This window comes from Mycobacterium sp. NTMscope_MAC_12 (assembly GCF_976985675.1).
This window is the reverse complement of record NZ_CDRJYY010000001.1, coordinates 4,131,213-4,143,313: the sequence shown is the minus strand read 5'-3', so window position 1 is coordinate 4,143,313 and position 12,101 is coordinate 4,131,213. Positions and strand designations below refer to the sequence as shown.

The 12,101-nt window shown below is 70.1% G+C and carries 14 protein-coding genes; 6 read left to right on the top strand and 8 right to left on the bottom strand.

The annotated features are described in order from the left end of the window. Positions 1-68: 68 nt before the first annotated feature. Positions 69-659 (bottom strand): acid phosphatase, encoded by a 591-nt coding sequence (locus AC0KS4_RS19040; RefSeq protein ID WP_225329909.1) that lies wholly within the window; start codon positions 657-659, stop codon positions 69-71. A 113-nt stretch (positions 660-772) separates the two neighbouring features. On the opposite strand from AC0KS4_RS19040, the gene AC0KS4_RS19035 reads away from it, so the two are divergent. Next, on the top strand, positions 773-1,573 hold the full coding sequence (locus AC0KS4_RS19035; RefSeq protein ID WP_225329910.1) for a ParA family protein: 801 nt from the start codon (positions 773-775) through the stop codon (positions 1,571-1,573). Positions 1,574-1,632: 59 nt separating this feature from the next. Here AC0KS4_RS19035 and AC0KS4_RS19030 read toward each other — a convergent pair whose 3' ends face one another. Then, positions 1,633-2,859: an Rv3212 family protein gene (locus AC0KS4_RS19030; RefSeq protein WP_225329911.1), complete on the bottom strand. Its 1,227-nt coding sequence runs from the start codon at positions 2,857-2,859 to the stop codon at positions 1,633-1,635. Positions 2,860-2,874: 15 nt separating this feature from the next. Next, the gene (locus AC0KS4_RS19025) at positions 2,875-4,404 is read right to left on the bottom strand and encodes a DEAD/DEAH box helicase (protein WP_238956664.1); all 1,530 of its coding nucleotides are present in this window, start codon (positions 4,402-4,404) and stop codon (positions 2,875-2,877) included. A 276-nt stretch (positions 4,405-4,680) separates the two neighbouring features. Between AC0KS4_RS19025 and AC0KS4_RS19020 the strand changes: the two genes are divergently transcribed. After that, positions 4,681-5,388 carry a ferritin-like fold-containing protein gene (locus tag AC0KS4_RS19020; RefSeq protein WP_225329913.1) on the top strand — a complete coding sequence of 236 codons (708 nt, stop codon included), beginning with the start codon at positions 4,681-4,683 and terminating at the stop codon, positions 5,386-5,388. Positions 5,389-5,400: 12 nt separating this feature from the next. Here the strand turns inward: AC0KS4_RS19020 and AC0KS4_RS19015 are convergent, their stop codons facing one another. After that, positions 5,401-6,108 (bottom strand): MmpS family transport accessory protein, encoded by a 708-nt coding sequence (locus AC0KS4_RS19015; RefSeq protein ID WP_225329914.1) that lies wholly within the window; start codon positions 6,106-6,108, stop codon positions 5,401-5,403. Positions 6,109-6,328: 220 nt separating this feature from the next. Between AC0KS4_RS19015 and AC0KS4_RS19010 the strand changes: the two genes are divergently transcribed. Next, complete coding sequence (locus AC0KS4_RS19010; protein ID WP_225329915.1) at positions 6,329-6,595, top strand: DUF3107 domain-containing protein; 267 nt, start codon at positions 6,329-6,331, stop codon at positions 6,593-6,595. On the opposite strand, the gene AC0KS4_RS19005 is transcribed toward AC0KS4_RS19010, so the two are convergent. Further along, complete coding sequence (locus AC0KS4_RS19005; RefSeq protein ID WP_225329916.1) at positions 6,592-7,278, bottom strand: TetR/AcrR family transcriptional regulator; 687 nt, start codon at positions 7,276-7,278, stop codon at positions 6,592-6,594. The two genes, AC0KS4_RS19010 and AC0KS4_RS19005, sit on opposite strands and share 4 nt — an antisense overlap. A 196-nt stretch (positions 7,279-7,474) precedes the next feature. On the opposite strand from AC0KS4_RS19005, the gene AC0KS4_RS19000 reads away from it, so the two are divergent. The 3 genes from AC0KS4_RS19000 (at position 7,475) to AC0KS4_RS18990 (ending at position 10,699) form a co-directional block, all read left to right on the top strand. Beyond that, on the top strand, positions 7,475-8,512 hold the full coding sequence (locus AC0KS4_RS19000) for a DUF3152 domain-containing protein (protein WP_225329917.1): 1,038 nt from the start codon (positions 7,475-7,477) through the stop codon (positions 8,510-8,512). 103 nt (positions 8,513-8,615) lie between these two features. Next, the gene (gene moeZ / locus AC0KS4_RS18995) at positions 8,616-9,809 is read left to right on the top strand and encodes an adenylyltransferase/sulfurtransferase MoeZ (protein ID WP_225329918.1); all 1,194 of its coding nucleotides are present in this window, start codon (positions 8,616-8,618) and stop codon (positions 9,807-9,809) included. 35 nt (positions 9,810-9,844) lie between these two features. Next, the gene (locus AC0KS4_RS18990) at positions 9,845-10,699 is read left to right on the top strand and encodes a TIGR02569 family protein (RefSeq protein WP_225329919.1); all 855 of its coding nucleotides are present in this window, start codon (positions 9,845-9,847) and stop codon (positions 10,697-10,699) included. An 18-nt stretch (positions 10,700-10,717) separates the two neighbouring features. Here AC0KS4_RS18990 and AC0KS4_RS18985 read toward each other — a convergent pair whose 3' ends face one another. The 3 genes from AC0KS4_RS18985 to AC0KS4_RS18975 are packed head-to-tail and all read right to left on the bottom strand — an operon-like array spanning position 10,718 to position 12,066. Next, on the bottom strand, positions 10,718-11,026 hold the full coding sequence (locus AC0KS4_RS18985; RefSeq protein ID WP_225329920.1) for an MGMT family protein: 309 nt from the start codon (positions 11,024-11,026) through the stop codon (positions 10,718-10,720). A 2-nt stretch (positions 11,027-11,028) separates the two neighbouring features. After that, on the bottom strand, positions 11,029-11,814 hold the full coding sequence (locus tag AC0KS4_RS18980) for an alpha/beta fold hydrolase (RefSeq protein ID WP_225329921.1): 786 nt from the start codon (positions 11,812-11,814) through the stop codon (positions 11,029-11,031). A gap of 48 nt (positions 11,815-11,862) precedes the next feature. Next, complete coding sequence (locus AC0KS4_RS18975; protein WP_225329922.1) at positions 11,863-12,066, bottom strand: hypothetical protein; 204 nt, start codon at positions 12,064-12,066, stop codon at positions 11,863-11,865. Between the last annotated feature and the right edge of the window lie 35 nt (positions 12,067-12,101).

Below are 12,101 nucleotides of genomic sequence, written 5' to 3'. Positions count from 1 at the left end.
GTCTTCGGCGTTCAGATGCTCGACTCCTCCTCGCGCCGCTGCGCGGCGCGTATCGTCGTCTTCGCGGTTCACTGTCCCGTCAACCCGAGCGCCCGCAACTGCCGCACCCCGTGCTCGAACCCGCAGACCGCGATCGAGGCGGTGATCATGCCGAAGCGGCTGCCCTCGACCAGCGGCAGTTCGACCCAGCGGGTGATCACCGCGCGGGAGAAGTGGCCATGGCTGACGAAGACCACGTCGCGCGACTCCATGTGCCGCAGCGCCGTCGTGACCGCGGCGTCGGCCCGCTCGCTGACCTGCGCGACGCTCTCACCGCCGGGGCATCCGTGCGTCCACACCAGCCAGTCGGGCACCGACTCCCGGATCTGTTCGGTGGTCATGCCCTCATAGGAGCCGTAGTCCCACTCCGCGAGCTGTTCTGTCACCTCGTCGATGGACAACCCGGCCAGCTCCGCGGTGACCAGCGAGCGTCGCCGCGGGCTGCTGATCACCAGCGGGTCAACAAGTTTCAGTTCACCCAGCGCCCTGCCGGCCAGCTGCGCCTGTTCCCGGCCGGCGTCGGTCAGCTCGACCTCGGTGCGGCCGGTGTGCTGGCCGGATTTCGACCACTCGGTCTCGCCGTGGCGCAGCAGCACCAAACGGTGATCGTGCAAGCCCATACCGAATGATTCTGCCGGACGACATGCGGTGGCCGCTGGGCCCAAGCGCATGGTGGACGAACATGCCAGGATGGCACTGTGAACGCGCGGCGATGCGGAGGGGCGGGCGGCTGGTGAGTAGGACCCGGGTATTGGCGGTGGCCAACCAGAAGGGTGGCGTCGCCAAGACGACCACCGTTGCCTCGCTGGGGGCGGCGATGGTGGAGGAGAAGAAGCGGGTGCTGCTGGTCGACCTCGACCCGCAGGGCTGCCTGACCTTCTCGCTGGGCCAAGACCCCGACAAACTCCCGGTGTCCGTGCACGAGGTGTTGCTCGGCGAGGTCGAGCCCAACGCCGCGCTGGTCGAGACGGCGGAGGGAATGGCGCTGCTACCGGCCAACATTGACCTGGCGGGGGCCGAGGCGATGCTGCTGATGCGGGCGGGCCGCGAATACGCGCTCAAGCGCGCGCTGGCCAAGCTCGGCGACGACTTCGACGTGGTGATCATCGACTGCCCGCCGTCGCTGGGCGTGCTCACCCTCAACGGGCTGACCGCCGCCGACGAGGTCATCGTGCCGCTGCAGTGCGAGACGCTCGCGCATCGCGGCGTCGGCCAGTTCCTGCGCACCGTCGCCGATGTCCAGCAGATCACCAACCCGGAGCTGCGCCTGCTCGGCGCCTTGCCGACGCTGTACGACTCGCGCACCACCCACACCCGCGACGTGCTGCTCGACGTCGCCGACCGCTACAGCCTGCCGGTGCTGGCCCCGCCGATTCCGCGCACGGTGCGTTTCGCGGAGGCCAGCGCCTCGGGTTCGTCGGTGATGGCGGGCCGCAAGAACAAGGGCGCGTCGGCCTACGGCGAGCTGGCGGCGGCGCTGCTCAAGCACTGGAAGAGCGGTAAGCCACTGCCGACGTTCGCCGTCGAGGTGTAGTTCCCACCGCGGGCGGCGTGAGCCGGGCGCGTGCTGAACTGCCGCGGCAACCTGAGCGTTCAGCCCAGGGCGACCACGGTGTCGCCGCGCTGCTCGAAGATCCGAGAACCCGACACGGCGGGGATCACCGCCGCTCCCGGTGGCGGGGCACTCGCCGTGCGGTCCACCGGAATGTAGCGCTCGCCGACGCCGCTGACCGGGTCGTAGACGCCGATCGCGCCGGTGACGGGCACCAGCAGCCGACCCGCCATCATCACTCCCGGCCCCAACGGCGCCGCCTTGTCGCCCGCGGCGATGGTGTAGCGCAGCGCCAGGGTGTTCACGTCGAAAACCATCAGCGAATCGCCGGTCCACCAGGTCAGCAGGCTGCCGGCGTGGGAGACCGCCGCCGCGCGCGACGGCGGCTTGGGCAGCAGGGTGCTCGCCACGGTGGCGCCGGTTTCGTCGATCACGTCCATCCGGGGCTGGGGCGCGGGCAGGTACACCGCGGTGGCGTTGTCCCGGACGGCCAGCACCCGGGCGCCCGAATCGGGCGCGATCCCCGGCTCGGCCACGATGTGTTGTTGGGGTTCGTCGTCGTCCTTGCCGGGCCGGAGCAGCACCAGGCGCAGGTCGGCCTGGTTCGCGCAGCTCTCCAGCACCGAGACGGCGGTCGAGCTGGCCGCGGCCGAGATCAGCTTGCAGCCGGAGTGCAGGCCCCGCGCCGACGGCTTCACCCGGGCGTCGGTCTCGCCGTAGGCCACCATGCGCACCATGTCCGAGCGCCACAGCTCCAGGTGGGTGTCGCCTACCGACAACACCGTCATGCCGTCGGAGGAGAGCCGCACCCGCGGGTCGGCGTAGCCGCTGCGGGCGGGGCCGCGGCGGCCGGTGGAGCCGTCCAGGGTGCTCACCTGCCCGCAGCCGCGATCGTCCCGATAAACCCCGACGGCGTAGCGGTACAGCCAGGAGACTCCGCAGAGGGCGGTGTCGCGGGCGTAGCTCCAGCGGGACTGGCCCGTGCCGGCATCGCGCCCGTCGATCCGGACGCCCGCACCGGTGACGACCACGCCGCCCACCACGACCGGCTCGGTGGTGGCCGGACTGGCGGCGGTCCACAGCTGTTTCAGGCCGGCCGGCACCTGCCGGGCCGGGCTCGGGTTGGGTGCCGGGACGGCGGCCGGTCGGCTGCTGGTCGCCCGCGCGTCGCTGGTCCACCAGATCAGGGCCGCGGCCACGGCGACGACGACCGCGATGGCCGCGGCGGCCAGGATGTCGCGCTTGGTCCGGCGCTCGGGTCTGACCATGCGGGGCGCGGTGCGTTAGTTGGTTTGCGCGGTGGGGGCCGCGGCGGAGGCTTCCGCCGGCTTGCGGCGCCGACGGCGGCGACGGCTGGAGCCGGGGTTCCCCGGCGGCGAGCCGGCCGGCGTTTCCGCGGTCGCCTCACCGTTGCTGCTCGCGGCGCCGTTGCCCGACGGGTGCCCGCTGACCGGCTGGCCACCGCGGGTGCGCCGCCGCGTCCCGGACCGGCGCGCGGTCTTCTCCGATTTCTGTCCCGGCTTCTGGGCCGCGCGCTCGGCGGTGCGGCGCGCGCCCTGCGCCGTGCGGGCCGCGCCCACCGTGCCCCCGGCCTCGGCGGGGATGCTCAGCTCCTCGTACAGGTGCGGCGAGCTGGAGTAGGTCTCGGCGGGTTCGGGGTTGTCCAGCCCCAGCGCCTTGTCGATCAGCGCCCAGCGGGTGAGCTCGTCCCAGTCCACCAGGGTGACGGCGACGCCGGTCTTGCCGGCGCGGCCGGTGCGACCGATGCGGTGCACGTAGGCCTGCTCGTCCTCGGGGATCTGGTAGTTGATGACGTGGGTGACGTCATCGATGTCGATGCCGCGGGCGGCCACGTCGGTGGCCACCAGCACGTCGATGTCGCCGGTCCGGAAAGCCTTGAGCGCCTTCTCGCGCGCCACCTGTCCGAGGTCGCCGTGGACGGCGCCCACCGCGAAACCGCGCTCGGCCAACTCGTCGGCGACCTTCTGCGCGGTGCGCTTGGTGCGGGTGAAGATCATCGTGGCGCCGCGGCCCTCGGCCTGCAGGATCCGGCTGACCAGCTCCACCTTGTCCAGGGCGTGGGCCCGGTAGGCGTACTGGGCGGTGGTGTCGTGGGTGGCCGCCGAGTGCGGCGCCTCCGCCCGGATGTGGGTGGGCTGGTTCATGAAGGTGCGGGCCAGCGTGATGATCGGGTCCGGCATCGTCGCGGAGAACAGCATCGACTGCCGGGCGACGGGGATCTGGCGCAGGATGCGCTCGATGTCGGGCAAAAAGCCGAGGTCGAGCATCTCGTCGGCCTCGTCGAGCACCAGCACCGAGAGCCCACCGAGCTGCAGGTGACCCTGCTGGCTCAGGTCGAGCAGCCGGCCCGGGGTGCCCACCACGACGTCGGCGCCGGCGCGCAGCGCCTCGATCTGCGTCTCGTAGGGACGGCCGCCGTAAATAGAAACCACCGAGAGCCGTCGGCCGCCGTCGGCGGTCAGATGCTTGGCCGCGAGCGCCAGGTCATCGGTCACCTGCAGGCACAGCTCGCGGGTGGGCACCACGATCAGCGCGCGCGGTGTGCCGTTGAGGGGCCGCTCGGCGGAGCCGGACGTGATGCGCTGCAGCAGCGGCACCCCGAAGGCGAAGGTCTTGCCCATGCCGGTGCGGGCCTGGCCGATCAGATCGTCGCCGGCGAGCGCCAGCGGCAGGGTCAGCTCCTGGATGGCAAAAGGGCTTTCGATCCCTTTTTCGGAGAGCGCCCGCACGACTTCGTCGCGGACGCCGAGTTGAGCAAAGGTCAGTTCAGTTGTGCTGGTCAGTGTGGTCATGCGTGGGTAGGTAGCCTCTCGGGACGTATCGGATTGAGTCGGTGTTTCTCTGTCGCGGTCACGCGCGCACGAGTTCCGACTCCGAATACGTCGCCGAGTCGCGGGCTCCGGCTCAGTCTGGGTGGTCCCAGCCCGGGCGGGCCTGCTGTGCACGCACATTTCGCCGATAGCGGCGTGGGAAGAACATTGGCACAAATACAGCCGCCATCTAGCTACATGATAGCTGGTCGAACGCTGGCCCCATGTTGCGCCAAGCCCGCCGACTACAGTGTTGCCATGACCCGGCCCTCTTACCAGCCCTCTTCCACCGACCAAGTGGACGAACCGGCTGCCCCACGACTGTCGGCCGATCACCCCGGGGTCAACGAGTTGTTCGCGGTCTTGGCCTACGGTGAGATCGCCGCGTTCTACCGGCTCACCGACGAGGCGCGGATGGCGCCTGACCTGCGCGGACGGATCTCAATGGCGAGCATGGCCGCCGCCGAGATGCAGCACTATGAGCAGCTGCGCGACGCGCTGGAAAGCCGCGGCGTCGACGTGGTGCCGGCGATGTCGAAGTACGTGTCGGCGCTGGAGAACTACCACCGCCTGACGATGCCCAGCACGTGGCTGGAAGCTTTGGTGAAGACGTATGTCGGCGACGCCCTGGCCGCCGATCTGTATCTGGAGATCGCCGACGGGCTGCCCGACGAGGTCGCCGACGTGGTGCGGGGGGCGCTGGCGGAGACCGGGCACTCGCAGTTCGTCGTCGCCGAGGTGCGCGCGGCCGTCACGTCCAGCGGCAAACAGCGCAGCCGGCTGGCGCTGTGGTCACGCCGCCTGTTCGGCGAGGCGATCACCCAGGCCCAGTACCTGCTGGCCGACCACGACGAACTCGTCGACCTGGTGATGTCGGGCGCCGGCGGGCTGGGCCAGCTCAACGCGTTCTTCGATCGGTTGCAGAAGACGCACGACCGCCGCATGCACGAATTGGGCCTGAGCTGACCCGCAGGTCACTCAGTGTGAGCAGGTCGCCATGTTCGAAGGGGCGGCCGACGCCATGACCCGCTGGCCGGCGGCGTTGAAGACCGAGCAGCTGAGCTGGCCGTAGAAGCTGGTCGCGACCACGGATTCGGTCTGCACCCCGGGATTCAGGACCACCACCTTCGACCACGGCAGCGACACGTTGAACTCGCTCTGCGGGACGCCGCGCGCGTCGGTGTAGACGACGTTCACCAGGTCCAGCAGCTGCTTGGTCCCGCTCACGCTGTAGACGACGGTACGCGGGTTCAGCGTGGCCGTCGGCGGCGGCGGCGCGAGAGGCGGTGCGGCCGTGGGTGTTTGGGCCGCCGGGGTACTCGGCGCGGCGCTCGGTGTGGTGACGGTCGTCACGGTCTCCGGCGGCAACTGGGCCACGCGTGAGGGGTTCGGTGGCGCGGACGCCTTGGTGGTCGCGGGCGCTGAGGTCACCGGGTGGGGAGCCGGCGCTCCCAGCGTGGCCTTGGTGGAGGCGCTGTCGCCGCTGTTGATGATGACGGCGGTGGCGATGGCGCCGACGGCCACCACCGCGCCGAGGATCGCCGTCGCGGGCCGCCAGCGCGAGTCGCTCGGCCAGCCCGTCCAGTTGTAGTCGGCGTGCAGGTAGGGGTCGGTGTCGCAGTCGTCAGCGTCGTCGTCCGGGTAGCTCCGGATCCGGTCGTCGAGGTGCGGCAATGTGGTACCCATGGGGCCGAAGTTAGCCATGTGAAAGCACGGATCGGGTATCGCGCGGGTGTGTGTGACAACCTGCAAGCGAATCGTTATCGGCGCGCGACCGAAGTTTCGCTGACCGCGAAGTGTGGGGACGCGACGGGGTGGGGGTCGGCCGCGTCCACTAGCCTGCTGCTGACAGGGCTGGGACGTCGCCGCCCGCGCAAGACTTCATATACCTACGGAAGGGGTGACCGTGGAGGTCAAGATCGGGATCACGGATAGTCCGCGCGAGTTGGTCCTCGCCAGCGACCAGACACCCGCCGAAGTCGAAGAACTGGTCAGTGCCGCGCTCAGCGAGGGATCGGGTCTGCTGCGACTGAGCGACGAGCGGGGCCGTCGCTACCTGATCCACACCACCAAGATCGCCTACGTCGAGATCGGCGTCGCCGACGCGCGACGGGTCGGCTTCGGGATCGGTGCCGAAATCGAAGCCGGGAAACACGCCGGCAAGGGGCGTTAGGACCGGGTCAGCGGCACGTGTGACAGTCCGCCCCAGGCGAACTGGACGGTGCCCTCGACGGCGTCCGCCTTGGAGATCGGGCGGTCGGAGTCGAGCCAGTACCTGGCGCAGTCGACGCTGATGCCGACCAGCCCGACGGCGATCATCCGCGCGCGGTGCGGGTCCAGCCCGGAATCCTCGCTGATCAACGCGAACACCGCGTCGATGCAGGATTCGGTCGCCACGCGCACCTGGGCGGCCACCTCGGGTTCGGTGACGTAGTCGTTCTCGAAGATCAGCCGGTAACCCTGGCTGTCGTGCTCGATGAAATCGAAAAACGCCTGAACCGCGGCGTGCAACCGCCGGCGGTTGTCCTTGGTGGCGCTCAGCGCCTGCTGAACGCCGGAGACCAGGTTTTCCACGTGCCGCGCCAGCACCGCGAGGTACAGCTCGAGCTTGCTCGTAAAGTGTTGGTAGAGAACGGGTTTGCTGACCCCGGCCCGATCGGCGATTTCGTCCATGCCGGCCGCGTGGTAGCCGCGGTCGACGAAGACGTCGCTGGCGACGATGAGCAGCTGGCCGCGGCGCTCATCGCGGGGTAGCCGGTTTCCTCGCCGGTTGGTAGCCCCGGCACCGTCCGCCGGCCGGCCGCGGTCGGCCGATCTGACGGCACGCCGTGCCGGCATCTTGGCGAGTTCGCTCATCGAGTCCTCATCTGATTGTCGGCGGCCGACCGTCGGTTCACCGGGGCCAGCCGCTCGCAGCTCGTTAAAAGACCTTACTACCCGCGGGGTTGGACCTGCCGCCATCGCGGTTGTCGCCCTGGCAGAAGCGGTGTCGGGCGGGGGATTCGGGCGCGCCACGGTCGGCGCGGCTGGTGCGCTGTGTAATCCTGGGAAAATGACGTCGCAGCGGCCCCCGCGCAGCACCGGTCGCGTGCCGATGCTCCGCGACGAGTGGCGCGAACCGCTGCGGGCGCTGCGTGATCCGCTGGCCGCCCCGGAAGCCGGGCGCGCGCGGGCCGACCGTGGGCGGCAGCGGCAGTGGCGCAAACAAACGTGGCTGGGGCGGTTCGTCTCCACCTACGGCTGGCGCGCGTACGCGCTGCCCGTGCTGGCGGTGCTGACGGCCGTGGTCATGTATCAGACGGTGACCGGCGCCGGCGCGTCGAAGCCGACGGCGAGTCAGCCCATCGAGAGTCCGCCCGCGATCGGCGCGGTGGGCACCACGATCATCGACGCGCCGCCGCGTGGCCTCGCCGCGTTCGACGCCAACCTGCCGGCCGGGACGTTGCCGGACGGCGGCCCCTTCACCGAAGCGGGCGACAAGACGTGGCACGTGGTGCCGGGGACGACGCCCCAGATCGGGCAGGGCACCGCCAAGGTGTTCCGGTACACGGTCGAGGTGGAGAACGGCATCGACCCGACGATGTTCGGCGGCGACGAAGCATTCGCCCAGATGGTCGACCAGACGCTCGCCAATCCGAAGGGCTGGACGCACAACCCGCAGTTCGCCTTCATCCGGGTCGACGGCGCCGCCGGGGCAAAACCCGACTTTCGGATCTCGCTGGTGTCGCCGGTGACGGTGCGGGAGGGGTGCGGCTACGAATTCCGGCTGGAGACCTCCTGCTACAACCCGGTTTTCGGCGCCAGCCGCGAGGCCCGGGTCTTCATCAACGAGGCGCGCTGGGTGCGCGGCGCCGTGCCGTTCGAAGGGGACATCGGTTCGTACCGGCAGTACGTGATCAACCACGAGGTGGGCCACGCCATCGGATACCTGCACCACGAGGCCTGCGAGCAGCAGGGCGCCCTGGCGCCGGTGATGATGCAGCAGACGTTCTCCACGTCCAACAACGACGCCGCGCAATTCGACCCGGACACCGTCAAGGCCGACGGGAAGACCTGCCGCTTCAACCCCTGGCCGTACCCGATCGCCTAGCCGGGCCCAGCCCCCCTACGATGCGCGCAGCGTCTCGTTGCCGTCGTCCCGGCGGGCTGCTGTGATGGTTTGAGAAGCCGAACCGCGAAGCCGAACCGAGGAGATGGTGTCCGTGTCGTCGTTGCCGCCTCTGGTGGCACCCGCAGACCACCTGACCGGAGACGAGGTGGCGCGCTACAGCCGCCACCTGATCATTCCCGGCCTGGGCGTCGACGGGCAGAAGCGGCTCAAGAACGCCCGGGTGCTGGTGATCGGTGCCGGCGGGCTGGGGGCGCCCACCTTGCTCTACCTGGCCGCGGCCGGCGTGGGCACGATCGGCATCGTCGAATTCGACGTGGTCGAGGAATCGAACCTGCACCGCCAGATCATTCACGGCGTGGCCGACGTCGGCCGTCCCAAGGCCGTCTCGGCGCGGGAGTCGATGGCCGCGATCAACCCGCTCGTCGACGTGCGCCTGCACGAGGTGCGCCTGGACTCGACGAACGCCGTCGAGTTGTTCGGCCGCTACGACCTGATCGTGGACGGCACCGACAACTTCGCCACCCGGTACCTGATCAACGACGCCGCGGTGCTGGCGAAAAAGCCGTACGTGTGGGGGTCGATCTCCCAATTCGAGGGGCAGATCTCGGTGTGCTGGGAGGATGCGCCGGATGGGCGCGGCCTCAACTACCGCGATCTCTACCCGGAACCCCCGCCGCCCGGCACCGTTCCGTCGTGCGCCGAAGGCGGCGTGCTGGGCATCGTCTGCGCCTCGGTCGCCTCGGTGATGAGCACCGAGGTGATCAAACTCATCACCGGCATCGGCGAATCGCTGTTGGGCCGGTTGATGATCTACGACGCGCTGCAAATGACCTATCGCACCATCGCGATTCGCCGGGATCCGTCCGACGCGTCGCGGCCGAAGATCACCGAGCTCGTCGACTACGAGCAGTTGTGCGGCGCGGTGGCCGGCCCCTCAGCCGGCGGCGACGGCGACTCCGCCATCACCCCGCGGGAGCTGCGTGAGCTGCTGGATTCCGGCAAGGAGCTGGCCCTGATCGACGTCCGCGAGCCCGTGGAGTTCGACATCGTGCACATCGACGGGGCGCAGCTGATCCCGCAGTCCTCGATCAACTCCGGTGAGGGCCTGGCAAAGCTGCCGCGGGACCGCATGCCGGTGCTGTATTGCAAAACGGGCGTGCGCTCGGCGCAGGCGCTGGCGGCGCTGAAGCAGGCGGGATTCGCCGATGCGGTGCATCTGCAGGGCGGAATTGTGGCCTGGGCGCAGCAGATACAGCCCGACATGGTCCTGTACTGAGCTTCGCCGCTGTTGGACTCGATTAGAGTACCGGTGTGACAGTCGAGCCACCGCCGGACCATGTGCTGTCGGCGTTCGGCTTGGCCGGCGTCAAACCCGTCTATCTGGGCGCCAGCTGGGAGGGCGGCTGGCGGTGCGGCGAAGTCGTCCTGTCGCTGGTGGCCGACAACGCCCGGGCGTCGTGGTCCGCGCGGGTCCGCGAGACGTTGTTCGTCGACGGGGTCCGGCTGGCCCGTCCGGTCCGTTCCACCGACGGGCGCTACGTCGTTTCCGGGTGGCGGGCGGACACCTTCGTCGCCGGGACACCGGAGCCCCGCCACGACGAGGTCGTCTCGGCGGCGGTGCGCCTGCACGAGGCGACGGGCAAATTGGAGCGCCCCCGCTTTCTGACCCAGGGGCCCACGGCGCCCTGGGGGGACGTCGACATCTTCATCGCCGCCGACCGCGCGGCGTGGGAGGAACGGCCGCTGGCCTCGGTGCCGCCCGGCGCGCGGGTGGCCCCGGCGACCGCGGACGCCGAGCGCTCGGTGGAGCTGCTCAACCAGCTCGCCACGTTGCGCAAGCCGACCAAGAGTCCCAACCAGCTGGTCCACGGGGACCTTTACGGCACAGTGCTTTTCGTGGGCACCGCGGCGCCGGGCATCACCGACATCACCCCGTACTGGCGGCCCGCGTCGTGGGCGGCGGGCGTGGCCGTCATCGACGCGTTGTCCTGGGGCGAGGCCGACGACGGACTCATCGAACGCTGGAACGCGCTGCCGGAATGGCCGCAGATGTTGTTGCGGGCGTTGATGTTTCGCCTTGCGGTCCACGCGCTGCACCCGCGGTCCACCGCCGAGGCGTTCCCCGGGCTGGCCCGCACCGCGGCGCTGGTCCGATTGGTGCTCTAGCCGCGTGGCGTCCCGCCACTAAACCCCGTCGGGGAATTCGTAACGAACCTCGCCCAGCGCGATCCTGCCGTCGTGGGCGAGCACGCCCTCGGCGCGCAGCAGCTCCAGCTGGCGGGTGGTCAGGTGGCGCGCCGGGCGGCCGGATGCGGTGATCACCCGGTGCCACGGGAGGTCCGAGGAGTCGGTCCGCATGATCCAGCCGACGATCCGCGGGCTGGAAAGCCCTGCGACGGAGGCGATGTCGCCGTAGGTGGCCACCCTGCCGGACGGGATGGCGGCGACCAGCGCCCGCACCCGCTCGACTTGATCGTCGGTCACCGGCGCCACGGTCAGCGGGCTTCCAGCAACTCGCGGGCCAGCGCGGCGACTTCGTCGGGCTTGGCGTAGGGCACCATGTGGTTGCAGTCGAAATCCAGTAGCCGGAAACGCGATCCCAGCCGCTGCGCAAGGCCCGCGACGAGTTCGTCGGTGACGTAGGGCGGCGATGTTCGCTTGGCGCGCACCAGGATCGTCGGCGTCTGCGCCGGGGGCAGCACGGCGTCGCGGGCGAGCTCGCTCCAGTACGCCATCATCGCGGGCAGGCTGATGCGCCAGCCATAGCGGCCGTTGGGCAGCGCGATCAGATGCTCGTCGAGCTCGGCGTCGAGCAGTGCGGGCTCGACATCCGACCACGAGCCGTGCACCTTTTCCATGCGCGCTTCCTCCGCGTCCGGATAGTCGGGCGAGGACAACATGGCCTCGGCGATGTCGCGCATCCACGCGCCGTCCAATCCGATCGCCGGATCCAGCAGCAGCAGCCCCGCCACCCGGTTCGGGCGGGCCGCGGCCAGGTGCATGGCGAGGCCTGCGCCGAACGAGTGGCCGACCACCACCACGGGCGTGCCCGCCTGGTCGTCGAGGAGGGCGGCCAGTGCGGAGATGTTGGCGTCGATGGTCCACGGCGCCGCCCACGAGGACCGGCCGTGGCCGAGCAGATCCGGTGCGGCCAGCCCGATCTCGGGCAGCAAGCCCGAAAGCTGCTGCCAACGCTGCCCGTGCCCCGTCAACCCGTGCAGCGCCAATATCCGCGCCGGGCCTGGCGGGCCGTAGCGGTGGACGTACAACTCAGCGGTCACCCGTCGATGGTGCCAGCCGCGTCGCGGGCGGTCCTCAGGGGTCGGTCCTCAGCGATCGTCGTCCCGATCGTCGTCCGCGGACACCACGTAGGCCTGCTCGATCACGTCGGCTTCGTTGGCTTCGCGGTCCCGGGCGCTCACGTAATCGGTGTCCAGGCCGGCCTCGTCGTCGGAATCGGCGGGCCGCAGTTGCTCCACCGCGTCGCCTTCGGGCGCCTCGTCGGTGGGAAAGCCGTGTTCGTCGTCCGTCATGGTCTTTCACCCCTCCTTCCGTGCGTCGAGACCAT